Origin of the sequence: Paenibacillus xylanexedens (assembly GCF_007676705.1) — a bacterium.
In the GTDB taxonomy this organism is placed as follows: domain Bacteria; phylum Bacillota; class Bacilli; order Paenibacillales; family Paenibacillaceae; genus Paenibacillus; species Paenibacillus xylanexedens_C.
Genome location: NZ_VEBF01000011.1, coordinates 1 through 24,498, shown reverse-complemented (window position 1 = coordinate 24,498; position 24,498 = coordinate 1). Strand labels below are relative to the sequence as shown.

The following is a 24,498-nucleotide window of genomic DNA, read 5'->3' as shown; positions in this document are numbered from 1 at the left end:
TGATGATTTTCTCATAATGATATAGCCGGGCACAACGAGAGGGCAGCGTGATGGCTGCCCTCTGCATGTTTTACATTACTGAGCCGGTTGCTCTGACTTTTGATCGTCACCACTGGCTGTTTTGTCTTCGGTGCTGGTTGTACTATCATCCGTTGTAGCAGGTGGATGAATAATATCCTGAATATGCTGCTTCAGCTTCTCTTCATTCGTAACCGTCAATACCTGCGCTCCACCAGCTGTCCGTTCTTCTTTCAGCAGGTCCATTGGCGGGATCTGCTCACTGCCGTTCATGCTGCTCTGGTAACCGAGTCCACCCAGCTTCCACATATCGGAGAGCGTCAGATTCGTATCCACATAAGGATTAACCTGTTCCAGAATGGAAGGAAGTTTGGCAATGGTTGTTGTGGATTGCATTTTCGCCGTCACAGCTTTCAGTAATTCACGCTGACGCTCGGAACGAGCGAAATCCGACATCGCATCATGACGGAAACGAACGTACATGAGGGCTGTTTCGCCATCCAGATGCTGATAACCTTTTTTGAGATCAATATCGTATTCGTTATTGTCTGCTTTACTTGTATAGTGCATGTCCTTCTCCACATCAAAATCCACGCCGCCAACGGCATCCACCAATTTGATGAATCCCTGGAAATCCGTATACACATAATACTGTACAGGAATGCCGAGCAGGTCGCCCGCAGCTTGCATCGCTGCATTAGGGCCATGAGTGATCGCTGTGTTGATCCGCTCCTTACCGTACCCGTCAATATTGACGTAAGTGTCGCGCAGAATGGAGAACAGATTAATTTTTTTGGTGAGTGGGTCGAGCGATACAACCATCATGCTGTCGGAGCGGGGAACTTCACCTTTTTTCAATCCGCGCGCATCGACACCCATAACGAGAATATTTACCGTTTCTGTACCTTCCCATTTTGGAGGGTCAGGAGTATTTACTTTCTCCACATTCTCGATACCTGCGAATGGTGATTCGTCACCGTCTTTTGCCAAACCGTCCAACTGATTGAGAATAGAACCGAAATAATATGCCGCTGCTCCTCCGATAATTAACACGAAGGCGGCAAGAGAAATCCAGATGGTTCTCTTCGTCTTTCTGGTCATGCTAGCTCTCCTTTGTATTTGAGATGAAATATAAAATAAGTCCAAAGTTGTTTCTGTTATAATCTAGCCGAAGCCTTCCGCTCACGTCTCCATCGTCATCAGGCACAGGACGCGGCTCCAGACTATTTTTAAAGCTTGCTGAATTTTGACTGATACCATTATAATTTCTTTTTGGGCTACAAGCAATTTCAACAAAATCCAAGTGAGGTATAATCATGCTGGCGATTGATGTCAAAGATTTGCGCAAGTCGTTTAGCGTCCAGAAAAGCCGAGGTGGGCTGAAGGGCGCGTTCCAGGACCTGTTTGCACGTCAATACCAGGAGGTATTGGCTGTAAATGATATTTCATTTCAGATTCCGCAAGGCGAAATATGCGGATATATTGGGGAGAACGGTGCCGGTAAATCAACAACGATCAAGATGTTGACCGGCATTTTGGTGCCTACTTCAGGGCAAATATCGGTTGGTGGATATGTTCCGTATCAGGAACGGGAGAAGTTTGTACAGAATATTGGTGTTGTTTTTGGTCAGCGCAGTCAATTGTGGTGGGATATTGGCGTTATCGAATCCTTCCATTTATTGCGCAAAGTATATCGTGTAGGAGAAGCCGATTTCCGCAAACGGCTGGATGAATTGGTTGAGCGGTTGCAGCTTCAGGATCTGTTAAGCCGTCCGGTACGGAAGCTCAGTCTCGGTCAGCGTATGCGCTGTGAGTTGGTTGCAGCCTTGTTGCATAACCCGAGTATTGTTTTTCTGGACGAGCCAACCATTGGTCTGGATATTGTCGTGAAGTCGGAGATTCGGGAGTTTCTGAAAGACATGAACAAAGAGCATGGAACTACCATTTTGCTTACAACCCATGATTTACAGGACATTGAGGCGCTGTGTTCCCGGGTCATCATGCTTGATGCAGGCAACATCATCTATGATGGAGGTCTGGATCATCTGAAGTCCCAGTGGGGCAAGGAACGGGAAATTCGCTTCAAGTTCGGCTCGGGTCACAACATCAGTCAGATGCAGGAGTGGACTACTGCGTTGCCTGTGCGTTGGACCGTAGAGAACGAATTGTCTGCTTCCGTATGGATTCCACTTGAACTGAATGTTTCGGATGTCCTCGGACGTGTCGTAGGACAGGCAGATATTACTGATATTCAGATTATTGAGATCAACACGGATGAGATTGTGCGCAGTATTTACCAATCCGGTTCCGCCGAGCGTCCTGAGATTGTGGGAGCAGGGAAAGAAGCGGTGGGTGTATCCTGAGATGAATAGTGCATTTATTGATTTTATGCGCATCCGTTTTCTAACGATGCTGGCATACCGGGTGAATTATTACTCCGGCATTTTGATATATACGCTGAATATTGGCGTGTATTACTTTACTTGGCAAGCTATTTACGGTAGCAGTGGTGAACTTGGCGGCTTCACGGCAGCGCAGATGACCACATATATCGCCGTATCCTGGATGGCACGTGCCTTTTACTTCAACAACCTGGATCGCGAGATTGCCGCAGATATTCGTGATGGCTCGATTGCGATTCAATTCATCAGGCCGATCAATTACGTTATGGTCAAAATGATGCAAGGGCTTGGTGAAGGCATATTCCGCTTCCTGCTCCTCATGATTCCGGGGATGCTCATTGCCATTCTGCTATTCCCGGTTGAACTGCCTACGGCACCATCAGCGTGGATTGGCTTTCTCGTCATGCTGTTCTTCAGTTTCCTCATTAATTCCCAGATTAATGTGATAACGGGACTGGCGGCATTCTTTGTGGAAAATAATGAAGGCATGATGCGCATGAAACGCGTCGTCGTCGATTTATTCTCCGGTCTGATCATCCCGATCAGTTTATATCCAGGCTGGATGTCTGCGGTGATGAAGGTATTGCCTTTTCAGGCCATTACGTATCTGCCCGGTTCCGTGTTCACTGGAAGAGTGGAAGGTACAGCCATCTGGAGTGTACTCGGTATTCAGGTGTTCTGGTTTGCCGTGCTGCTGCTTCCGATGGTACTGATCTGGCGTAAGGCGCGTAAGCGTCTGTTCGTGCAAGGGGGATAACAGATATGTACTATATGGGTTTGATCTGGGAATATTTGAAGAACTACATGAAAACGCGACTTACGTACCGTGCCGACTTCTGGGTGGAGATCCTATCGGATCTACTGTTTCAGGCGACCAACCTGATCTTTATCTTTGTGGTCTTCCGGCATACGGATAACCTGGGCGGCTGGAGTGAGAGTGAAGTACTCTTTGTTTATGGATATTTTATGGTGCCCTATGGCATCTTTAGTTGTTTTATCAATCTGTGGGGATTCAGTGAGCGATATATCGTCAAAGGCGAGATGGATCGAATCTTGACACGCCCTGCACATAATTTGTTCCAGATCTTGCTTGAAAATGTAGACCCACCTGCACTCGTGGGCTCGTTTATCGGTTTGATTATCATGATCTTCAGCGGAGCAGAGATGGGTCTGATGCTGGAGTGGTGGCATATTCCTGCATTGATTATTTTGGCACTCAGCTCAGTAATGATTTATGCCGGCATCTACACCACACTGACTTCTCTGTCCTTTTATTCGGACGCGCCAACAGGCATCTTGCCGTTGATGTATAACATTCAAGGGTATGGACGTTACCCGGTAACCATCTATAACCGTGCCATTCAGGTGCTGTTAACCTGGATCATTCCGTTTGCCTTTGTGGGGATCTATCCTGCGGCATTGTTCCTGGAGAGGTCCGAGATGCATCGCATGGCCTTGCTTACACCTGTGATGGGGTTGGTGTTTGGCTCCATGGGCTTACTGCTATGGAATTATGGCGTGAAACGGTATCGCGGAGCAGGATCATAATAAACCCCCTTATAGCAATTCAGGGGCGAGACTATGGAGGAATTTGACATGACGTTAACAGTAGGTGAATTGGCACCGGATTTTGAGCTTCCGTCCAGTACGGGGAAAACCGTGAAGCTCTCGGATTATCGTGGACAGCGGGTGCTGATTTACTTTTATCCGAAGGATATGACTTCATCCTGCACGCAGCAGGCATGTGATTTTCGTGATCGGCATGAGGAGTTTCAGGGGCTGAATACGGTTATTCTGGGAATCAGTACGGATCCAATGAAGCAGCATGACAAATTCATTGCAAAATACGGCTTGCCGTTCACCCTGTTGTCTGACGAAGAACATCAGGTTGCCGAGCAATATGGTGTGTGGCAGCTCAAGAAGATGTATGGCAAGGAATACATGGGTATTGTGCGCTCCACTTTTCTAATCGACGAAGAGGGGATTCTGATGAAGGAATGGTCGAAGGTACGGGTCAAAGGACATATTGAAGCTGCGTTGGAGGCTCTGCAGGACATGTAATCCTCTGTTTTCTCCATGAGGAGGAATGTCCTTCATATCATTAAAGGCTGTGTTTGCGGGAGATCCCGTGAACACAGCCTTTTTATGTGGGTACTCGTTTATTTGCTCGCTGATTTTTCTTGCCATAACGAATCCGATGAACGAGTAACAGGGACAGGGGGATGATAAAACTGACAGTCATATCCCAGTCCACCCATGCAGGCATGATGGTGTTGGTGTAGAAAATGACATTAGGAGCAACCAGAATAGCTAGCGCGAATAACAACATCGCTGAAGGCAGAATAAGCGGCTTGTATGTCTTTAAGCGAAATAATTGGGCTGTTCCCACAACAAAAGCGAACATGTACAGCAAACTTTTGTAATAAGTAGCAATTAACCAGGCTATGGCCATCAAGGCTTCAATACGTTCAAAGAAGTTTCCTATATTAATTTTTTGGGCCAGGATATAGGAGATATAGATGTTATGCTGAGTCAGGATGGGGCCAACAACCATGAGAGAGATGAGCAGTAACAGGCTCAGTAATAGCCCTCCGGCAAGGGTGGCGAGCAACATGTCTCGTTTGATGTGAGGCCCCTGCTTCACATAAGGGAGAACCATCGTAATAACAATGAGTTCACCAAAGGAAGTAAATGCCCCCCTAATGACTGCCTCAACAAGGTGCAGCCAGGGAGTATTCAGGTATGGCTGCAGGTGTGAACTGTTTACTTGGGGCAGAAGGCCCAGGAATAGTAGGATCATAAAGACAACAACGATGGGAGTGAGCAGTTCACTACTTCCACCTATAGTAGACAAACCATGCAAAAGCCCCCAAAAGATGGAGCATAGGAGCATAATCAGAATGACGCGTATGGGGGTTTGAAGGTAGATCTGCGTTGTCATAAAGTCGCCGACCTCGCGGATGCATATGGCAGCGCCTATGGCGAAATAGAACAGATAACCAGCTGATAGTATGGATCCTGCCCATGGCCCCAGTAATTTGTGGCAGATTTCAATAAGAGAAAGCTCCGGATGCGTTTGATGAAGTTTGTATAGAATCCACATGATGAATAAACCAATGGGCTGACCAAGCAGGGAGCAGATCCATGCATCCTGCCTGCCGAAAGCGGTGACGAGCGAGGGATACAACAAAATCATATCCCCAACCATGACAAGGAAGGTCAGCAGTGCAAATTGCCGAATGGTAATGTTATCTTTGATTAACATGAGCCGCAAACTCCTTCTTTATGCTCGACACGGGCCTTGTCATTATCCCGAATATCTGGAGGCTTTCCAACGCATCTTGAACATATGGATTAACAATAACATCCCTGGAAGGATAATACTTATTGTTGCATCCCAATCTACCCAGTAAGGAACAATGGTGATCACGATAAAAGTCAGGCTGGGCGCGACCAAATTGGCTAAACCAAATACAAGCATGGATGCAGGCAAAATGAGCATCCGATACTGCTTAAGTTTAAACAGTTCTGCACATCCGACAACAAAGGCGTAAAGGTACACTATTGCCTTGAAATATGTAGATATGAGCCATGAAGAAGCCATAACGGCTTCAATCCGTTCAAAAAAACCAGCGATACTGATTTTCTGTGACAACACGAAGGAAACGTAGATATTATGTTCCGTAAGGAAGGCCCCCAAAACGAGAAGGGAAATGGTAACCAGCGTCGCCAGTAACAGATTTCCAAATCCTGCTGCAACAAGTATGTCCCGTGTCTGATGAGCCTGTTTGGCAGTGTAGGGCAGAAGCATCATGATGGGAATGACTTCACCTATCGGATATATGATGCTTACGAGGGTTCCTTGCAAGATGGAAACGATGCCTGTATCACTCACGGGTTCCAAATGGCTGGTATCCACCTGTGGCAGCAGACAGAATGCCAGAACGATAATAAACAGGATAACGATAGGCATCAGCAATTCACTGCTTCTTCCTATCGTTTCCAGACCGTGGAATACTCCCCAACCTATCGTGATAACAAACATCAGGATGATAATGCGAGCCGGAGTATATTGGTATATTTGGGAAGTCATAAAATCCCCGACTTCTCGGGTGTGTGTGGATGCCCCGATAATAAAAAAGTATAGGTAAAAGCAGGAAAGGAGAGTACCAGGCCAAAATCCCAGAATGCTTCGTGCTATCTGTACCAGATTTTTATCTGGGTGCATGCTGCATAACTTCAGGATCATGGCCAGCAGAGCCATCCCCAGGGGAACCCCTACCAGAGCGCATATCCATGAATCTTGCTTGGCATAGGACGTAATAACCGAGGGGTAGATCAGCATCATGTCCCCAACTACCATCATGAAGGTGAGGGTGGTCAATTGTCTTGTTCCAAGACGACCCTGTTCAAGCATAAAGTCCCTCTCCTTTTTCCTAAGTTCCGGTCAAGTGTGCCAGGAATTGATTTACAGGCTCATAGATCCACATGATGATATAGAGTGGACTTGGAAATTCCCATAAGTTTGCGGCGATAACGCTGAACACAGTTGCCGTGAGAAGCATCCCGCTGTACACGGCCGTTTCTTTCCACTCCTTGCGACGAATGAGACCAGGGAGATCGAACCACCCAATAATCCCCGCGATCACGATGACTATAAGTGTAATTAACATTTCTGTCTCACTCCTTCAATTCATTCTTGAACGAATCATCCAGTGTACCTACACGTTTAATCTGCACATTGGCTTCGTACCGAACATCCAGATTTTCGAAATATTTATCCCAATCCTTTTCCATCTTTTTGAAAAGTTTGGGATCGGCATGATACACTTCCTGCCCAAATCCGAAAATATCCGTATGGTATTTTCGTCGTACCGAATTCACGGAATTTTGCATCAACTCCACAAGATACTCCTCACTGTCCTTTTCCAGTTCCCTGATCGTTTTCATCGAACCGATTTTGATGCCACATTCCACTGCACCGATAGAGGATACATTTTTGAGTTTGATGTTAATTACAGGTTGACCGCCAACGATTTTGGCTTTGCGTTTTGTAGTTGTACGAAGTGCCTTGAAAGTCACATTTCCGTCTTTCCGGCAAGGCAAATGGTTGACAGTGGATGCCACATTGTCTCGGATATAGTTATAACCTTTAGATTCATCCTCCGTTAGCCAGCCAATCAGCTTATCTTTTTTGAATAAACTCAGTCCTGTGGTATGCAGACTGCTAGGGGACTTGATGGTCGCTATATTTTCCTTATTTCCACTCTTATCCTGATTACCGACAATCTCTACCCCGGTTATAACAGGCTGAATACCGGGAGTTAACAAGTAATCCATTAATTGATCCCCGGTTACGGTCGTCGTTGGTGACCACGTTTTGTAGGATAAATCCAGAGAATTAAACAACTTTTCTGCTGGAATATTATCCAGCGGAGTAAGCACATCTAGTATTTTGGAAGCTGTTGTGTTCCGTGCAACCATAACGTAATAGTCGGGCCGGGCGGTCGGTTCGCGCATTAGCGCTTCTACCACATCATAAATACCTTCTTTGCGTGCATATTCCTCTCCGAATATGAGTACTCGGACATGTGACATGAAGATGCGGCGAGGGCTTGTCTCGGTCAGCTTCTGAATGGCTTCAAACAGCGTATCTGCCGAAGCCTGATATTGAGTTACAGGTGTTCCTTTGCCTCCTCCTGACTTGGAGGATACTTCATTTGGAACCACGACCTGTGCGCTCACCTTAACCCTGTCGCCATCCTTGTCCACACCGAGACCCAACATGATGCCGAGTTCGTTTAATTCGTGGCGGTCCCAGCATCCGGTAAGGAGAGGGAAAAGAACGGCAATGGATAAAATTAACCGTAAGCATTTGTTCATCACTTATTCTCCCTGCTGAATTAACGCTTTGTTTTTTGGTTGGACTGTCTGGTTTCGTTCGGTGTACCCGTAGACAGTGGACGGGTCTTCATCCGGGACCATGGAACACGGAAGAGGGTATCCTTCAGATCTTTCTGTATGAAAGGTGCGAAGGGGGACATATACGACACGCCGAAGGAACGTAAGCTGCAGAGGTGGGTTACGGTGATCAGCAGAACGATCAGAATTCCGTAGAGCCCAAAGGCCGCCGCCAGAATCATCAATACGAAACGAAGAATCCGAACGGAGATGGATAATCCATTCTCTGGAATAACATAGCTGGATATGGCCGTGATGGAAACGATAATGACCATGGCCGCGGACACAACTCCTGCATCTACCGCGGCTTGACCAATAACAAGTGTACCGACAATGGAAACAGCCTGACCGACTGTTTTTGGGATCCGTATGCCTGCTTCCCGCAAAATTTCATAGGTCAGTTCCATTAAAATGGCCTCAATAAACGCAGGGAAGGGGACGCCTTCCCGCTGAGCGGCCAGACTGATCAGCAGGTTGGTTGGCAGCATTTCCTGATGAAAGGTGGAGATGGCAATATAAAAGGACGGAGCGAGTAAAGCGATAAAAAAGGCCAGGTAACGAATCAGGCGAATCAAGGTGCTGATGTCGGCCCGCTGATAATAATCCTCGGGAGACTGAAAGAAATGGACGAATAAAGCAGGGACAAGCAGTACAAAAGGAGTACCGTCAACAATGATGGCGACCCGGCCTTCCAGCAAGGCTGAAGACACGGTATCTGGCCGTTCGCTATTGTACACGGTAGGGAAGATCGTCCCCGTTTTGTCTTGCACGAGCTCCTCAATATATCCGCTTTCCAGAATGCTATCAATGTCGATCTTATCAAGCCTGCTTTGGAGTTCTTTCACTACTTCCGGATCAACCGTATGTTCCAAATACAACACCGCAACCCTTGTCTTGGTGACTCGTCCGATTTCCCTTTCTTCAATCCAGAGGTGAGGATCGCGAATTCGCTTTCGAATCAATGCTGTATTCGTACGCAAATTCTCATTAAAACCTTCCATGGGGCCACGTACAACGGTTTGTGAGATGGGTTCACCAACAGAGCGGTCTTCCCAGCCTGCTGCGCCAATTTTCAATCCTCGTACAGATCCTTCAAGCAGTAAGATAGCTGATCCCGACAGCAGGGCATTCAGCACTTCATCCATATCATTGACGAGCAGGACATCACTTGCGATCAGAACATCATTTTGGAGGTAACTCAGATGTTCATCATCCGCTGAAAAATCAGGAAGATCACGTTTATGTAATAAGGGTTCCATGATGGAGTGATTTAGAATTTGTACATCGACCATTCCATCAATGTAGAGCATGACGGCAGGCCATTTATGCAAACATTGCAGAGGACGAATCATCAAGTCATTACTGTGTCCCATTACTTGCTTGCAGTACGTAGTATTTTCATTCAGATCTGGAGAGATTCTCTTCAGATCTTGATCGTCCTGTACTGATGCACTCATCATGTATCCTCCTTATACATCCTATATTTGCAAGTTAGTATGACCTGGATGAATTCGGATTATCACAAAAAGGAATGAAGCCTTCTCCTTCCGTATGGATAACGCAAAAAAAAGGAGCCGCGATGACACGCAGCTCCTTAATTGAAATTATCGATAGACGTTCGTTTGAATTTACTTTTGTCTTTGTCGAACAGGGGCAGGCTTGGATACGGATCTTGCTGCCCATGCTTTGCGGTAACGGTAGAGTACAGCCACGATGAGTAACAGGCCGATTCCTCCCACGATATATGCTGCATATTGATGAGCCAGATGGAATACGGCATTCCACTGGGGGCCAAATATTTTGCCAATGCCCAGAAATAGCACAACCCAGAACAGCGCGCCTGAATAGGCGTAGAGAGCGAATTTGCGAAAAGGAACCGCGGCTATGCCCGCGAAATACCCGGTGAAATGTCTTACCCCCGGAATGAAATAACCGATGAAGATCAAGGCATTCCCATACTTGGCAAACCACTTTTGTGTTTTATCGAGCTTGTCCTGTTTCAGCAGAAACCATTTTCCGTACCGAGTTATGAAGGGCAGACCTGCTTTGGCTCCAATAAAATAAGTAATTGTCATGCCAATCGTCGTTCCCAGAAAAGCCAGTATGGTGAGGATACCGAAATCAAGATGTCCCTTATAGGAGAGAAACCCTGCGTAAGCCATCGTCGTTTCACCCGGAAAGGGGAGTGCAATGAATTCAAGCAACAAGCCAAAAAACAATACGCTGTATCCGTAGGACCCAAACAAATGTTGGATCTTCTCAAGCAATTCCAATAGATTTCACTCTCCTGAAGACGGGGTGGGAGCCTAATTCCTCTCCAAGGTGTTTTGAATACGTTCTGCCTGTCCATTATGCTACCTAATCCGAGGCGAAGAATCAATCATGCTACATAGCAAATTGTGAAAAAATATTAAACAAAATCGCGTCTTTTTTCCATGTAGCCTCCATATAATTCTAACAAATCTGCTGAAGTCTATCAGCAAATTACTAGAGACGGTGGAGGTCGATTCGTAAATGGTACAGAGACCGGAATTCAGAATCAAGGAAAAAGGGGAAGTCTCCGTAACATCCATACATACGTTCTTATCTGAACAATGGTCTGTCATTCTCGTGCGAGTGGCGATCTTGTTATGCGCATTCGCTGCTTATGCAGGCGTAGCTCACGCTTCTTCTGCTTCCGGCTCAGATGAGCCTATCTCGGCAGAAAAGAAAACCCAAGACAAGGTAGTCTATCTGAGTTTTGACGACGGACCGGGTAACCATACCCGTGACGTATTGGATATTTTGCGCAAGGAGCAGGTTCCGGCTACATTTTTTGTGCTGGGTGAGCAGGCAGAACGTTATCCCGAGTTAATTCGGGCGCTTGTGGAGGATGGACATGCTCTGGGCAATCATACGTACAATCATCAATACGAACAGCTGTATAGTGATTTCAAAGTGTTCTGGAAACAGATCAAGCAGACAGAGGAAGTGCTGGAGCGTATCACCGGTTTCCGACCGAATCTGGTGCGAGCACCAGGCGGTACCTATGGACATTTTGACCAAAGCTATTTTGATTTGCTGCAATTGGGCGGATACACCGTCATGGACTGGAACGTCGACAGCGGAGATTCCAAGCGCAAAGGTGTTCCGGCCAAAGAAATCCTCAGCAATTCGACCAAAGTACCTGCGGGAGCACGTTCAGTCATTGTCCTGATGCATGATGGAGGTGCGCACGCTGAAACGGTGAAAGCACTCCCGGGTATTATCAAATATTATCGTGATCACGGATATCGTTTTGACACCATAAAGAGTACAGATCAACCAGTTCAATTCCGTGTACATCCAGATGGTAAGTATAAGGCCCGCAAGGCGCCGGGAAAGGCCTGGATAGCAGAGCATGTTGAAAGGAATGCGACATTGTGGCTCGGGAGCAAGAAGCTGAAGGTAGAGGTGGGATTGGCTGCGGCTACCCTACAGTCGGGCGAATTCCGTATGGAGGATCAACGAATCATGGTGCCTTTGCGTACCTTTATGAAAAAATTCGGGGGCAGCACTCGCTGGGACCCTGAGTCCAGAACAGCTACAGCTGTGTGGAAGGAAAGAACGATTCATGCAGACGCTGTGAGCGGAACACTAACAACGAAAGGGTTAAGTGAAATGGGGGCAGTGCAGAGTCAAGGGGGGACCATCTGGGTTCCGTTACGTGAATTGCTGGAGCAGATGGGATTAAGGGTGCACGCTTTAAACAGCAATGAAACAGAGTGGACGGTGAAGGCAGGCCCGTCCATATCCATTTCGGCGATGAACAGCATATTTATGTATAAAATGATCTGAAGAAAGTCATTCTTGCAGGACTATTCTCTCTACTTCCGGGCAACACTGAATCATAGATTACTATGGCTCAGAAATGCTGATGAACGGAAGGAGATCAGGAGAAATGTCTTATATTCGAATGGAACATGAACACGCAGTCGAATTGCTAAACAGGGTCATGAAGCGAGTAGAAAGTGTGATTGTTGGCAAAAAACAAGAGATTCGTTATGTCCTCACTGCAATGCTCAGTGGAGGTCATGTACTTCTGGAAGATATGCCCGGTACGGGGAAAACGATGCTGGTTCGTGCTGTTGCTTCTGCACTGGATTGCTCCATGGGCCGGATTCAGTTCACGTCTGATGTCATGCCGGCAGACGTTACGGGCACCTCAATCTATCAACCGCATACAGCCGAATTCAAGTTTCGGCCCGGACCTGTCATGTCCAACATTGTCCTGGCCGATGAAATAAATCGTGCTTCACCCCGTACCCAGTCTGCCCTTCTGGAGGCAATGGAGGAACGACGTATTACGGTCGATGGCACAACCTACGCCTTGCCACGCCCCTTCTTTCTGCTGGCGACACAGAATCCGTTGCAATTCGAGGGTACGTACCGTCTGCCTGAAGCACAACTGGATCGATTTATCATGAGGATTGGACTGGGGTATCCAGATCCGGAGCAGGAACTGGAATTGTTAACCCGCATGCAAAGCAGGGAAGTACTTGAAGAACTTCGTCCTGTCCTGCTTGCTGAAGAGGTTGTAGCCATGCAGCGTGAAGTCAAACAGGTACATGTTGATCCTGTCGTCAAACAGTATCTGGTGGCCGTTGCTGTGGCTTCTCGCAGCCTTCCGGCGGTAAGACTGGGCATCAGTCCTCGCGGAACACTGGCCTGGATGGCTGCCGCACAGTCATTTGCCTACCTTCAGGGACGCAGTTATGTCATACCGGATGATGTGAAAGAGGTGGCTGTGCCTGTCCTTTCCCATCGTATTCAATTGAAGGCCCAGAACAGAGGGGAGATTTGGGGGCAAATACAAGTCATTGAAGAAGCATTGTCATCTGTTCCGGTACCTGTACAAATGGCATCACAGGGAAGGGGAAGGAGGCAATGACTGTACTGGGACAACGGATGTTGAGTGCTGTCTTGGTGGTGGCCTTCGCTTCTCTGTATCAGTGGCATGGAGGCAGAGCAGCGTTGTTCCTATCCATTATGGCATTCTTGATGTTCACGGGAGGTCTGCTTCTCCATTGGTTCAGACCCCGCCGTATTAACATTCGTCGGAGGATGCACGCGAACCGGATTGAGGCAGGCGAGGGAGTACAGGTGGTGGTAGAGTTGGAATTCGATTGCCGAATTCCATTGTTGTGGATCATTCTGTGTGAGAACACACCTGCAGGTGTACATCGCAAATTGATTTTTCCGGGAACACGGCGTCAATTCACCTATCAATATGAATGTTCTGGTTTACGCAGAGGAGTCTACAGGTGGGATACGGGCAGATTGTACTGGGGTGACATGTTTGGATGGAATACGCTCTCCGCAGAGACCGCAGGTGATACACCCCTCATTGTTGTTCCTCAAGCAACGGCTTGGGGGAAGGGCGAGTCGGTAGGATTCGCGGCGATGATGGAAGGGGCTCTGTCTGAGCGAAGAACCAGCCAAGGTAATCGTAGCCCTGAGTTTCGTGAATATCAGCAGGGGGATCCACTTGGACGTGTCCATTGGAAAAGTACAGCCAAAACGGGAAGACTTCAGACCTTTTTGCCGGATACCTCTGATTTAGCTTCGCTAGGCATTCTTGTGTATGAAGGGGCTTCGGGTTATAACGTGAAACCGACGGAGATCATGGATACTCCTGCCTTTGAACGTGTGGTTCGTGCAGCTGCACGCTGGATTCATACCGCTGAACGGGATGACATTCCTTATCATCTGTGGATGGAAGGCGGCGATAAGAGCTATGGTCCACAAGATCCCTGGCAACAGAGTCCATTCCAAGTGGATGATGAAAGCCATGGTCTGGACAAGCTCGCGGGGGCACGGATATCCAAGTTACACTCTGTCCATATTCCGCTCCGCACGGAGATGCTGAATAGACTGGCGAATGGGTCAAGAATTGTAGTTCTCACAGGTAAAATGGATCAGGTTCTGGCTGAGTGGATTATGTCTGCAATCGGGTTGGGTTACAGCGTAGAGGTGCAACTGACTGAGGCGACACAGTTAGGATCAACGGATAGATTGATGAATGGATTGGGAAATGATAGTTTGGAGCAGCTTCGTTACAGCGGGGTGCCAATTCATTCGATTACAGACAGCGCGTTATCTTCAATGGGAAAGGCGGAGGTAACGGATGTGGGAGCGTAATGGTAACCAGCAACCGAATTCCATTGTGGCGGACATAGAGGATGAGGGACGTGTTATCGTACCTGTCCTGTACAAAATCTTTATCTCAGTCATTTTACTCATACTGTCTCTGGAATGGATATATCCGGTTACATCATCAGATCAGCAGGGCAGTGAACGGTTTTTGTCTGTGATGGCGGGATTAACGGGAGCTCTGTTGCTTGCGGGGTTGATTCGTACAGGTTGGATCACGGGAGTACTGGTCCGATTATTCATTGCTCTTGCCGCACTATGTCTGATGTACGGAGGGAATGATCCTGTCGGATGGGCAACCGCTTATCCGGGAATACTTTCAGCGGACATGGACACATTTATAGATAACTGGCGATTTCACGCCATGAGCACAGAAACGAGAGGTTTGCTCATGATGTGCGGCTGGAGCATGCTCATGGCTTCGGTACAATCCCTTGTATTGCACCGTCGAAGCGTTATGCTGTTTGGTAGTGCAACGTTGGTCTATTTGCTTTTACTTGAATCCTTTGCGGGTCTCGATGTGTATGCTTCAGTGATGCGGTCTGTATTATGGATTCTTCTTATTCAGGCTCTGCTTCAGTTACTCCGCCTTAACGGTGGAGTCACTACTCCAAGTTATCGCGGCAGTCCCTATGGCCGTTGGAGTGCAGTCACTATCGTTGCTTCCGCAGGTATGGTGCTATTCTCATCGTTACCTGGCCAATTTGCTTCCATTCCTCAACCGGAACGCATATCCTTGGAGCAGATTGGTGAACGCTTAGCTCGCTGGGCGGGTTACACACAGCACAGTAGTATCCCTGCTGCAACGGCAGTCACAGGATATAGCACAGCGGATGCGCCGATGGGAGCACCGTTGGTACAGGGGAGCTCCATCTTTTTTATAGCAAAGAGTCCGGAAGTGACGTATTGGCGAGGGGAGACCCGTTCATATTATAACGGTAGTACTTGGAGTGATCCTGGTCAAAGCTTCGAAACAGCGAGTTCATCCGGATTGCTGCGAACAGATGGATGGGAGAATCCAACCTATTGGAGTCGCATTCGCCAAACCGTTACGATGCAGCGAGAGTGGAAAGGACCGAATCCACTCTTTACCGGGGGCATACCGGTCAACGTATCGTTCCAGGATAAGAACAAGGATAATCAGGAAAACATGCTTTCATTGCTGTCTAATCGCGAGTCGGCAACATTGTGGCTCGCAGGCTCTGGAAACGATAAGGTGATTAAAAATTATTCGGCAGACGTCATGGTTCCTGTGGCGTCCCCGGAACAGTTACGTTTGCTTGGGGAAACGAATAAAGAGAAAGATCCGGCAGCCATTCGGAGAACATATCTGCAATTGCCCACGACACTTCCCGATCGGGTGCAGACTCTCGCCAAGGAAATCATTCAAGGCAGTGAGACCCGTTATGATGCTGTACAAGCTGTGAAAACTTACCTTGCTGCTCATGCCGAATACACATTAGATACGCGTATGCCACCGCGTGGAACAGATTTTGTGGACGATTTTCTATTCGTCACACGGCAGGGGTATTGCAATCATTTCTCCACAGCCATGATTGTGTTGCTGCGTGCAGAAGGTATCCCCGCGCGCTGGGTTAAAGGCTTTGGCCCTGGAGTTGCTGACCCGGATGCACCCGGTCAGTATATGATTTCCCAGGGAGATGCACATTCCTGGGTAGAGGTGTATTTTCCCGGTGCTGGCTGGATGCCGTTCGAGGCTACGCCGGGCTTCACCATGGCGCAAGGCGTGGGCGAAGATGTCGCAGCACTCGCCGGGCCGGAGCCTGTTGCGGAGACTCCGCGGTATATGAGCGGCGGATTGGCTTACGCGGGCGCATGGCTGCTCGCACGCGCACAGGCCATTGCCGCGGAGCCATGGCTTGCGGCAGCCTTTGTGGCAGCGGCCCTGCTGGGCGCCGCTGCTCTGGTTCGCATGCGACGGCTACGCCCCGCGCTGCGGATCAGGCTGCTGCTGGCGTGGCCGCGCAGCAGCTTTCCGGACCGTGATCGGCTGCTGCGTGCCGCCGATCCGGTCTGGGCCGCGCTCGCGCGCCGGTACGGCCCGCGGCCGCCGGGCATGACGCTGCGTGAATATGCAGCGTCACCGGCTCTGGCCGCAGGCACGGACGGCGCGGACATCGCGCGGTTTGCAGCCGACTGGGAACGGCTGCTGTACGGGCCAGACCGTCCGCTGCGCGCGGACAGTCTGGACTTCCTGCGCCGGGCACTTCGGTTGGCCCGGCAGTTGCAGGCGTTGTAACACAAGGGTGTTACAACGTTACACCAAAGTTGCGAAGCACCTGCGGTAACAAACGCCTATTGCTCTCCAATAGAGCTTGGCGATTTGTGGGCAGATGAAGATCACCATTGGCTGACGCACTGTTTTTAAATGCAGCGTTTATCGATCGTTGCAAGCCATACATAAGACGCCTTTCTCGCTATGCTGAGAACGAGGCGTCTTTCCATGATCATACACTTGATCCATCATCTTGCTGCCAAGCTTCTATTCGAAATTTCATAATCGAAGGTATTCGGTATCCCTTGTTTTGAAATGTCGAAAAAAGGAGTTTCGCCTTTCCTTGACGGTATGTTTTGTCGTTGCGTATAATTAGTTTCATTGAATTGAGGGAGGCACGGTAATGAATAAACCAAATGAAATTGTGGTTGTCCTTGACTTTGGGGGCCAATACAACCAGTTAATCGCCAGAAGAATTCGGGATCTCGGCGTATACAGCGAGCTTTTGCCGTATAACACACCGGCAGAGAAGATCGCAGAAATGTCACCACGAGGAATCATTTTCTCTGGCGGGCCATCCAGTGTGTATGCAGAAAATGCACCACATGTGGACCCGGCTATCTATGATCTTGGACTTCCCATCTTCGGAATCTGTTACGGGATGCAACTTATGGCCCAGCAGCTTGAAGGTAAAGTAGAACGTTCCGAGAAGCGTGAGTACGGTAAAGCCGACATCGAGTTCGCAGCTGGTGCTGCTCTCGCACAAGGTATTGACGGTGAGCACACAGTATGGATGAGTCACGGTGACCACGTGGTTACACTTCCTCCGGGTTTCAAACTGGATGCAGGCACGGAAAGTGCGCCAATCGCTGCAATGAGTAACGACGAGCGCAAATTGTATGCTGTTCAGTTCCACCCGGAAGTACGTCACTCTGTTCGTGGTAACGATATGATTCGTAACTTCCTGTTCGAAATCTGTGGTTGCGAAGGCAACTGGAGCATGGAGACATTCATTGAAGATACGATCAAAGATATTCGTGAAAAAGTGGGCGACGGTAAAGTTCTGTGTGCACTGAGCGGTGGCGTGGATTCTTCTGTTGTTGCTGCACTGCTACACAAAGCCATTGGCGACCAACTGACATGTATGTTTATCGACCATGGTCTGCTGCGCAAAGGCGAAGCAGAAAGCGTAATGGAGACGTTTGTCGGCAAATTTGACATGAAGGTTGTCAAAATTGATGCACAGGAGCGCTTCCTATCCAAACTGGCAGGCGTGGATGATCCGGAACAAAAACGTAAAATCATCGGTAACGAGTTTATTTACGTATTTGATGAAGAATCCAAGCAATTTGATGATTTTGAATTCCTGGCGCAAGGTACACTGTACACAGATATCGTGGAAAGTGGTACAGCAACTGCACAGACCATCAAATCCCACCACAACGTGGGCGGTCTGCCTGAGGACATGAACTTCAAACTGATTGAGCCACTGAGTGCCCTGTTCAAAGACGAAGTGCGTAAAGTCGGCGAAGAATGCGGTCTGCCTGAAGCTATCGTATGGCGTCAGCCTTTCCCAGGTCCGGGTCTCGCGATTCGTGTGCTTGGCGAAGTAACAGAGGACAAGCTCAAAATTGTTCGTGATTCGGATTATATTCTGCGTGAAGAAATTATCAAAGCCGGCCTTGATCGTGAGATCTGGCAATACTTCACAGCCCTGCCGAACATGAAGAGTGTAGGCGTAATGGGTGATGCGCGTACGTATTCCTATACTGTAGGTATTCGTGCCGTAACGTCCATCGACGGTATGACTGCTGACTGGGCACGTATCCCTTGGGATGTGCTGGAGAAAATCTCCGTACGGATCGTTAACGAAGTCGATAACGTAAACCGTATCGTCTATGACGTAACATCCAAACCACCTGCAACAATTGAGTGGGAGTAGGTTATAAATGTTTAATGCCGTTAACCGCTTTGGAGCCTTAATACATCAGGGCTTATGGCGTTAGCAGCGTTGACAGTACGTATACACCTGCAACAATAGAGTGCAAAAAAATTACTCTCTTTTATCTGCGTTGTTTCGCAAATAGAAGGGAGTTTTTTTATGACCAAAATTAAGAACTGATTGAGGATTTTAAGCTGAACCAAGAAATTTTGGGCAGAGAAAAGAAATACATCGACTCGTGCTTGTTTCGATTGTACAGATGGCCGGAGTTCACAGAGCATGAATTAGCTGTTTCAGAGGTAGAGGATATGAGCCTGCTTCACATTAAAAAATATATACAGGAACGACAACGCATAGGTAGTGAGACTAACAGCACGGTAAACAATAATATTGCAACACTGAAGGTGTTTTCCAACAGCTTGTGAGTGAAGAATTTATTGATGAGAAAGACAATCTCCTAAGGGTAGGATAATAATAAATTTTCTTCATTTAGTGAAAAATACCCTTAAATATGTTGGGGACGAGGGTTCAGAAATGAGAAGATTTATCGGATTATTGCTAGCGGTCATCATTTTCTTGATGACAATACAGCCCGTTTTTGCAAAGCAAAACGATGAACCTCTGAAAAGGCTTGTACTTACTTTATTAGCTCCAAAAATACAGGAACAGATTAACCAATACTATAAAAATAAATTAACTGTATCACCTACGTTTACGCCTTTTTTTAATGGAACCGATATAGACGTTAAATATTATTCTTCCCATATTGATGTTCAGGTTAATACAATCCCGTACGTAGGACCTCATTTGGATGTTGGGATCGACTCGATGAGATTTAGTATAGATAACTCTGGATCAATAATGGTTCAAGAGTATAAACACATTAAGGATTATGACTTGCCTCCTAATTGGCAAGAAATTATTACCCATTGAACTAACGGGAAACTAGCTCAATAATACAATGAAAGCAGCAGATCAACGTGATCGGCTGCTTTTGTTCAAGTAACGGGCAGGATTGCTTCATCAATTGTCGAATCCTATCTTCGCAGATATTTTTTATGGGGGGGGAGGGTATGGAAATTAAGATACGAGAAATTTTATCAAAAGATTATAATGAAGTTGTTATCTTATGGAACGATGTACTGGGCGTACATACTGTTACGGATGAGAACTTTCGTGTTACGATGGACCAGATGATCAGAGCCGGCAATTACAAAACGTTTGTAGCGTTACTTGCGAATCATGTTGTTGGATTCATATCTATAGTCCATGCATTAGCTGTAGGGTCTGCGAATGGTTATCTGCATATAACCGGACTTGCTGTTCATAATGATTTTCAACGTCATAAGGTAGGAACTGAACTGCTACGATACACTGAAAATTATGCGAAGGACAGCGGAATATCCAGCATTATTCTATGTACCGGGATGAAGCGAACTGATGCCCATGCTTTCTATAAGCATAATGGCTATGACAAAGATTCATACTGCTTTGATAAGATGATTAAAATTGACTAATGGATAACCATTTTTTTTCGTTCAACTAACGGGAAAACGAGAGTTCAAATAAAAGAGAATTTTCATGTCGGCACAACATATGTGGTTGTGCCTTTTGTATTCTCATGAGAGCGTCTAGGGAGCATATACATGCGTTTTCTTGGATGAAGTGGATCAAGAAGTTCACTACAAGGTGTGAACCAAAATTATTGTGGATGATCTTCATCATGCTTACGAGTTACATTAATACTATCCTTGATACACCCACCTTCTCCAGAAGCTTCAACAACAAAATGGTCATGGATATTATCATCTTTGGTATATCTCCAGATACAAGTCCAGTCATCTTTGTTGCCTTTTTCATTACAAATCAGAATACGATTCTCCCATTGTTGTGTTCCAGTAGGAACTCTCCACACATTAAATGTATTTGTATAAGCGGTAGATACACGAATCACCATTTCTCCATCACCTTCAGGTAGGTAGACCCAATTACCTTCAGGAGCAGGAATCGTTTCAATGCTCGTTAAGGGTGGTTGTGGTGAATTCGCATTAGTAAAGCCACTAATGAGCATAAATAAAGAAACAAATAAAACAAGTTTAGTCGTTTTCCTTCTCATAAAAATCACCTCGAAAATATTGTTTCCTTGTTCACCTACAATTACAAACAAACTACTCAGTAACCCATGCTCTATAAATGATATGAGACGGTAAAGGATGACTATTGTTTTGTGCGGTATTTTTAGCGTTTAAGCATATCCCCTTTTTTACCTGTTGAACTAGGATAACGTGAATAATACATGTGTCTTTGTTCTGTAATCTCTTAGTTGAAATCACTCTTTTTACCCGCTACAAATGGTATACAAGAATAACGCAATAATTGAATAGTAATTTACTCTATTGGAGTACGTATTCCTACACTGTAGGTATTCGTGCCGTAACGTCCATCGACGGTATGACTGCTGACTGGGCACGTATCCCTTGGGATGTGCTGGAGAAAATCTCTGTACGGATCGTTAACGAAGTCGATAACGTAAACCGTATCGTCTATGACGTAACATCCAAACCACCTGCAACGATTGAATGGGAGTAGGATATACACCCGTAACAATATTTTGAAAAAAGCTCTCTTTTATCTGCGGCATTTCGCAAATAGAAGGGAGTTTTTTTATGAGAGGGTTCTATTTAAAATTTCATCCCATTTTAAAGTTCACTTCATGATCCTTTCAGGTCGGGCCTGTACAATAAGTACATACTAAGAGCTATATGGCTACTGAAGGGAGAATTGAATGTATGCGTAAAACCGACTATATGAGCAAATGGAAGATGGGCATTGGAAGTGCGTTTCTGATGGTGATGCTGGCAGGATACGGTTCAGAAATGCAAGACTTGGCCTCCGGTTCGGGAGAATTTCCATTTGTGAACTTAGAGGCAGCGGATGCTTCTTCCGATCAGACCAGAAACCAGGAGTTATCCTCTGACTTAACAACGAACACAGATCTGGAACAACAAGAGATAGAGAATACTCAGCAGACAGAGATATAATTGACATAGGACTGGTCCGGTGAAATGAGCACTGGAACATGTCGTAAATTGCTCCGTATACCTATTCAATACATGGATTGGAATACCATAACTTGTTATCACAGATATCATTCAACTGATTGCTAAAACGCATCAGACAGACTAAAAAGCTACCCTGATCAGAGCGCTTCATGCCTTTGATCAGGGTAGCTTTTTATATTAATCTGCAGAAATCCCATCCTGACATAATGAACATATGCCGTGGAAAATCTGCCGAGTATAGCGTATTTAATTGGGTTGTAAACCGCTGAACTGGTTCTTTCTGTTAAATAATACGAACGATATGTAAGGTCGACGAGATTAACATTCGTTTTTCTCATTGACAAAATAGACACCACCCTCCTAAAATAGTGATGGGAAACAAACAAATAGCGCATACTAATTCGTATAATCCCGGGAATTGGCCCGGGAGTCTCTACGAGATCACCCTAATGATCTGGCTACGAAGAGGAGAAGGCTGAGCACGGGAATTCTACATGATTGCGGGGACATCACGCACATTAGAATTTTTTTTGTTCTTAGTAAAGGCCATAGTGCCACTCCTTATCAGCTGAGCCCTGGGGGAAGAATCATCTTCAGGGTCATTTGTCGTTTTTCAATATGGCTTCAACATCTCTAAGGGGGAGTTAGTGAATTATGGATCGTTTCTTTAAACTAAAAGAAAACGGAACAAACGTTAGAACGGAGATTGTTGCGGGTCTTACTACCTTTATGACAATGGCTTACATTCTTTTTGTGAACACGTTGTTCTTGGGTCAAGCCGGGGCGGGTATGTCGGATAATGCCGTATTTTTTGCAACGGCCGTCGGCGCCGGATTAATGACTATTATTATGGGATTGTTCGTGAATATTCCGATTGCGCTCGCACCAGGTATGGGATTGAATGCGTACTTCATGACTGTCGTTCTAAGTTCGAATGGAGCGATTACTTGGCAAGCTGCTCTCGGAGCGGTATTCCTTTCCGGTATCGTGTTCATTATTCTGACCGTGACCAAGATTCGGCAAATGTTGCTTGTTGCAGTACCGCAGTCGATCAAAATGGCCATTACGGTGGGTATCGGTCTCTTTATTACGATTATCGGTTTCAAACTTGCTAATCTCGTGGCTGTAACGGTGAATGTTGCGCCAGACGCAGATCTGAGCCAGCCGATTCCAGGCAGCAGCTTTAATCTTTCATTGGGTAACTTTATAACGCATCACGATGCATTACTTGCACTGATTGGTTTGCTCCTTATTGCTATACTGATGGTTATGCGCGTTAAAGGCGCTCTGCTAATCGGGATCGTAGCAACAACGTTAATTGGTATTCCGATGGGTGTTACGAATCTGAGTGGTCTTTCGGGCGCAAGCTGGTTGCCTAACTTCAGTGATCTGGCGGTTGGACAGCTGGATTTGAAAGGTGCCATCAGTCTGGGATTGTTCGAGATCATCTTTATCTTTACCTTCGTAGAATTGTTCGACACGTTCGGTACGATGGTAGGTACTGCAACGCGTATGGGCATTATGAAGGATAAGAAAAAAGGCGAGAAAACCATCGGTAAAGCGATGCTCGTCGATGCAGTTGGTGTCAGCGCCGGTGCTGCACTGGGTACAAGTACCATTACGGCATACGTTGAAAGTGCTTCAGGTGTTGAGGCAGGTGGACGTACAGGACTGACTTCGGTAACGACAGGTTTGCTGTTCATTTTGGCCCTGTTTATCGCGCCGCTTGCTTTGGTTGTTCCATCTGCTGCAACGGCTCCGGCATTGATCATCGTGGGTGTACTTATGATGAGTCAAGTGCGTAGCATCGAGTGGGATGATTTCCTGCAAGCTTTCCCCGCGTTCCTTACCATTGTATTGATGCCTTTCACAGGCGGAATCGCGAACGGAATCTCTGCAGGTATCGTATCTTATGTGATTCTGGCGGTATTCAGTAACTTGGTTACAGAACGCAAAGTGAAAATTCACTGGCTCATGTGGATCTTGGCGCTCATTGTAGTCTGCCGATACGTATTTATTGGCGGGGAGTAGACTTAATTTAGTTTTATGAAGAATACTGAGATAAGTTTGTTTTCTTTATAAATGCAAGAAGCGGAAGCCACGGGATTCAAACCCGGAACTTTCGCTTTTTTTGTATTTCTTTTCTTAGGAAAAAATGAATTTTAAAAATGGTTTCCTTCTATATAGAAGGAACGCGTAAAATGATCTATGATTTGTTGGTTGTTTAACCACTTATATCATCGGTTAATAAGTTTCTATAATTATGAAGACTCCATATTGTTCTTCCTTTAATGACGGATGTTACAGAGCGGGCATTCTACGGGACGCCTTCTGTACAAGGTTGTTGATTATTCCGACTCATTAAAGGCTGTGCGCAAAGTATCATTTGGTCGGCTATAAGGAGATACTTATTAAAAGGACTACAGAGTACTTATTTTATAAGAATTTAATGTTTTTCGAAAAAATACTTGCGTTCCATAACTGTACATGGTATATTCTATTTCCGGCCAAAAAAAACACGAGATTCACGGTGCGGCAAGCGAATAAAATAAGCTTCGAAAGAAACTTGAAAAAAGAGCTTGCAAAGTTGGTTCGGACATGATATTATATAAGAGTCGCTGAAGAGAACAACGTTCGGTAACAAAACAAGTTTGATCTTTGAAAACTGAACAACGAGTGAGTAAACATTCTGCTTGCAGAATGAAC

General features: G+C 46.4%; 21 protein-coding genes, 1 pseudogene and 1 riboswitch. Of the genes and pseudogenes, 14 read left to right on the top strand and 8 right to left on the bottom strand.

What is annotated here, in order from left to right; translation table 11 throughout:
- Positions 1–75 precede the first annotated feature (75 nt).
- A complete protein-coding gene (locus FS628_RS28555) occupies positions 76–1,119 on the bottom strand; it encodes an LCP family protein (RefSeq protein WP_145326435.1) in 1,044 nt (347 codons plus the stop codon).
- Between the two features lie 215 nt (positions 1,120–1,334).
- Here FS628_RS28555 and FS628_RS28550 point away from each other — a divergent pair, with 215 nt between their 5' ends.
- Genes FS628_RS28550 through bcp form a run of 4 tightly spaced genes read left to right on the top strand, consistent with a single transcriptional unit; the run spans position 1,335 to position 4,481 of the window.
- Complete coding sequence (locus FS628_RS28550) at positions 1,335–2,381, top strand: ABC transporter ATP-binding protein (RefSeq protein ID WP_145326434.1); 1,047 nt, start codon at positions 1,335–1,337, stop codon at positions 2,379–2,381.
- Between the two features lies 1 nt (position 2,382).
- Positions 2,383–3,177 carry an ABC transporter permease gene (locus FS628_RS28545; RefSeq protein ID WP_036614077.1) on the top strand — a complete coding sequence of 265 codons (795 nt, stop codon included), beginning with the start codon at positions 2,383–2,385 and terminating at the stop codon, positions 3,175–3,177.
- Between the two features lie 5 nt (positions 3,178–3,182).
- Positions 3,183–3,968 (top strand): ABC transporter permease, encoded by a 786-nt coding sequence (locus FS628_RS28540; protein WP_076333833.1) that lies wholly within the window; start codon positions 3,183–3,185, stop codon positions 3,966–3,968.
- 48 nt (positions 3,969–4,016) lie between these two features.
- Positions 4,017–4,481, top strand: a complete 465-nt coding sequence (bcp, locus tag FS628_RS28535) for a thioredoxin-dependent thiol peroxidase (protein ID WP_145326433.1) — start codon at positions 4,017–4,019, stop codon at positions 4,479–4,481.
- A gap of 82 nt (positions 4,482–4,563) precedes the next feature.
- Here bcp and FS628_RS28530 read toward each other — a convergent pair whose 3' ends face one another.
- From FS628_RS28530 to FS628_RS28505, 6 genes are all read right to left on the bottom strand, one after another.
- A complete protein-coding gene (locus tag FS628_RS28530) occupies positions 4,564–5,685 on the bottom strand; it encodes a GerAB/ArcD/ProY family transporter (RefSeq protein ID WP_145326432.1) in 1,122 nt (373 codons plus the stop codon).
- Between the two features lie 42 nt (positions 5,686–5,727).
- Positions 5,728–6,837, bottom strand: a complete 1,110-nt coding sequence (locus FS628_RS28525; protein ID WP_145326431.1) for a GerAB/ArcD/ProY family transporter — start codon at positions 6,835–6,837, stop codon at positions 5,728–5,730.
- 19 nt (positions 6,838–6,856) lie between these two features.
- Entirely contained in the window at positions 6,857–7,093 is a 237-nt protein-coding gene (locus tag FS628_RS28520; RefSeq protein WP_145326430.1) for a hypothetical protein, read from the bottom strand.
- A gap of 7 nt (positions 7,094–7,100) precedes the next feature.
- Positions 7,101–8,303 (bottom strand): Ger(x)C family spore germination protein, encoded by a 1,203-nt coding sequence (locus tag FS628_RS28515; protein ID WP_145326429.1) that lies wholly within the window; start codon positions 8,301–8,303, stop codon positions 7,101–7,103.
- Between the two features lie 20 nt (positions 8,304–8,323).
- Positions 8,324–9,838: a spore germination protein gene (locus FS628_RS28510; RefSeq protein WP_145326428.1), complete on the bottom strand. Its 1,515-nt coding sequence runs from the start codon at positions 9,836–9,838 to the stop codon at positions 8,324–8,326.
- 171 nt (positions 9,839–10,009) lie between these two features.
- Positions 10,010–10,654 (bottom strand): DedA family protein, encoded by a 645-nt coding sequence (locus tag FS628_RS28505; RefSeq protein WP_145326427.1) that lies wholly within the window; start codon positions 10,652–10,654, stop codon positions 10,010–10,012.
- A 241-nt stretch (positions 10,655–10,895) separates the two neighbouring features.
- Here FS628_RS28505 and FS628_RS28500 point away from each other — a divergent pair, with 241 nt between their 5' ends.
- From FS628_RS28500 to FS628_RS28470, 7 genes are all read left to right on the top strand, one after another.
- Complete coding sequence (locus tag FS628_RS28500) at positions 10,896–12,197, top strand: polysaccharide deacetylase (RefSeq protein ID WP_145326426.1); 1,302 nt, start codon at positions 10,896–10,898, stop codon at positions 12,195–12,197.
- 103 nt (positions 12,198–12,300) lie between these two features.
- Positions 12,301–13,290 (top strand): AAA family ATPase, encoded by a 990-nt coding sequence (locus tag FS628_RS28495; RefSeq protein ID WP_145326425.1) that lies wholly within the window; start codon positions 12,301–12,303, stop codon positions 13,288–13,290.
- Positions 13,287–14,540, top strand: coding sequence for a DUF58 domain-containing protein (locus tag FS628_RS28490; protein ID WP_145326424.1), 1,254 nt, complete (start codon positions 13,287–13,289; stop codon positions 14,538–14,540). The genes FS628_RS28495 and FS628_RS28490 overlap by 4 nt, the downstream gene beginning before the upstream one ends.
- Complete coding sequence (locus tag FS628_RS28485) at positions 14,527–16,812, top strand: DUF4129 domain-containing transglutaminase family protein (RefSeq protein ID WP_145326423.1); 2,286 nt, start codon at positions 14,527–14,529, stop codon at positions 16,810–16,812. The genes FS628_RS28490 and FS628_RS28485 overlap by 14 nt, the downstream gene beginning before the upstream one ends.
- A gap of 379 nt (positions 16,813–17,191) precedes the next feature.
- Positions 17,192–18,730 carry a glutamine-hydrolyzing GMP synthase gene (gene guaA / locus FS628_RS28480; RefSeq protein WP_145326422.1) on the top strand — a complete coding sequence of 513 codons (1,539 nt, stop codon included), beginning with the start codon at positions 17,192–17,194 and terminating at the stop codon, positions 18,728–18,730.
- 534 nt (positions 18,731–19,264) lie between these two features.
- Complete coding sequence (locus FS628_RS28475; protein WP_145326421.1) at positions 19,265–19,663, top strand: DUF3888 domain-containing protein; 399 nt, start codon at positions 19,265–19,267, stop codon at positions 19,661–19,663.
- Between the two features lie 140 nt (positions 19,664–19,803).
- Complete coding sequence (locus FS628_RS28470) at positions 19,804–20,247, top strand: GNAT family N-acetyltransferase (protein WP_145326420.1); 444 nt, start codon at positions 19,804–19,806, stop codon at positions 20,245–20,247.
- 185 nt (positions 20,248–20,432) lie between these two features.
- On the opposite strand, the gene FS628_RS28465 is transcribed toward FS628_RS28470, so the two are convergent.
- The gene (locus FS628_RS28465) at positions 20,433–20,846 is read right to left on the bottom strand and encodes a hypothetical protein (RefSeq protein ID WP_145326419.1); all 414 of its coding nucleotides are present in this window, start codon (positions 20,844–20,846) and stop codon (positions 20,433–20,435) included.
- 287 nt (positions 20,847–21,133) lie between these two features.
- Between FS628_RS28465 and FS628_RS28460 the strand changes: the two are divergent.
- From FS628_RS28460 to FS628_RS28450, 3 genes and pseudogenes are all read left to right on the top strand, one after another.
- Positions 21,134–21,319 (top strand): annotated as a pseudogene (locus FS628_RS28460) (GMP synthase (glutamine-hydrolyzing)); the annotation flags it as partial.
- Positions 21,320–21,519: 200 nt separating this feature from the next.
- Positions 21,520–21,771, top strand: coding sequence for a hypothetical protein (locus FS628_RS28455; protein ID WP_145326418.1), 252 nt, complete (start codon positions 21,520–21,522; stop codon positions 21,769–21,771).
- Positions 21,772–22,173: 402 nt separating this feature from the next.
- Positions 22,174–22,273, top strand: a riboswitch (purine riboswitch).
- A gap of 173 nt (positions 22,274–22,446) precedes the next feature.
- Positions 22,447–23,823: an NCS2 family permease gene (locus FS628_RS28450; protein ID WP_076320372.1), complete on the top strand. Its 1,377-nt coding sequence runs from the start codon at positions 22,447–22,449 to the stop codon at positions 23,821–23,823.
- The last annotated feature ends 675 nt before the right edge of the window (positions 23,824–24,498 follow it).

What these genes read in the sequence shown, in the direction of transcription:
- FS628_RS28465 (WP_145326419.1), bottom strand. Translation starts at nt 20,846, where the DNA reads ATGAGAAGGAAAACGACTAAACTTGTTTTATTTGTTTCTTTATTTATG.
- FS628_RS28550 (WP_145326434.1), top strand. Translation starts at nt 1,335, where the DNA reads ATGCTGGCGATTGATGTCAAAGATTTGCGCAAGTCGTTTAGCGTCCAG.
- FS628_RS28450 (WP_076320372.1), top strand. Translation starts at nt 22,447, where the DNA reads ATGGATCGTTTCTTTAAACTAAAAGAAAACGGAACAAACGTTAGAACG.
- FS628_RS28495 (WP_145326425.1), top strand. Translation starts at nt 12,301, where the DNA reads ATGTCTTATATTCGAATGGAACATGAACACGCAGTCGAATTGCTAAAC.
- FS628_RS28510 (WP_145326428.1), bottom strand. Translation starts at nt 9,838, where the DNA reads ATGAGTGCATCAGTACAGGACGATCAAGATCTGAAGAGAATCTCTCCA.
- FS628_RS28490 (WP_145326424.1), top strand. Translation starts at nt 13,287, where the DNA reads ATGACTGTACTGGGACAACGGATGTTGAGTGCTGTCTTGGTGGTGGCC.
- FS628_RS28520 (WP_145326430.1), bottom strand. Translation starts at nt 7,093, where the DNA reads ATGTTAATTACACTTATAGTCATCGTGATCGCGGGGATTATTGGGTGG.
- FS628_RS28500 (WP_145326426.1), top strand. Translation starts at nt 10,896, where the DNA reads ATGGTACAGAGACCGGAATTCAGAATCAAGGAAAAAGGGGAAGTCTCC.
- FS628_RS28530 (WP_145326432.1), bottom strand. Translation starts at nt 5,685, where the DNA reads ATGTTAATCAAAGATAACATTACCATTCGGCAATTTGCACTGCTGACC.
- FS628_RS28470 (WP_145326420.1), top strand. Translation starts at nt 19,804, where the DNA reads ATGGAAATTAAGATACGAGAAATTTTATCAAAAGATTATAATGAAGTT.
- FS628_RS28545 (WP_036614077.1), top strand. Translation starts at nt 2,383, where the DNA reads ATGAATAGTGCATTTATTGATTTTATGCGCATCCGTTTTCTAACGATG.
- FS628_RS28485 (WP_145326423.1), top strand. Translation starts at nt 14,527, where the DNA reads ATGTGGGAGCGTAATGGTAACCAGCAACCGAATTCCATTGTGGCGGAC.
- FS628_RS28555 (WP_145326435.1), bottom strand. Translation starts at nt 1,119, where the DNA reads ATGACCAGAAAGACGAAGAGAACCATCTGGATTTCTCTTGCCGCCTTC.
- FS628_RS28475 (WP_145326421.1), top strand. Translation starts at nt 19,265, where the DNA reads ATGAGAAGATTTATCGGATTATTGCTAGCGGTCATCATTTTCTTGATG.
- guaA (WP_145326422.1), top strand. Translation starts at nt 17,192, where the DNA reads ATGAATAAACCAAATGAAATTGTGGTTGTCCTTGACTTTGGGGGCCAA.
- bcp (WP_145326433.1), top strand. Translation starts at nt 4,017, where the DNA reads ATGACGTTAACAGTAGGTGAATTGGCACCGGATTTTGAGCTTCCGTCC.
- FS628_RS28455 (WP_145326418.1), top strand. Translation starts at nt 21,520, where the DNA reads ATGCGTAAAACCGACTATATGAGCAAATGGAAGATGGGCATTGGAAGT.
- FS628_RS28525 (WP_145326431.1), bottom strand. Translation starts at nt 6,837, where the DNA reads ATGCTTGAACAGGGTCGTCTTGGAACAAGACAATTGACCACCCTCACC.
- FS628_RS28540 (WP_076333833.1), top strand. Translation starts at nt 3,183, where the DNA reads ATGTACTATATGGGTTTGATCTGGGAATATTTGAAGAACTACATGAAA.
- FS628_RS28515 (WP_145326429.1), bottom strand. Translation starts at nt 8,303, where the DNA reads ATGAACAAATGCTTACGGTTAATTTTATCCATTGCCGTTCTTTTCCCT.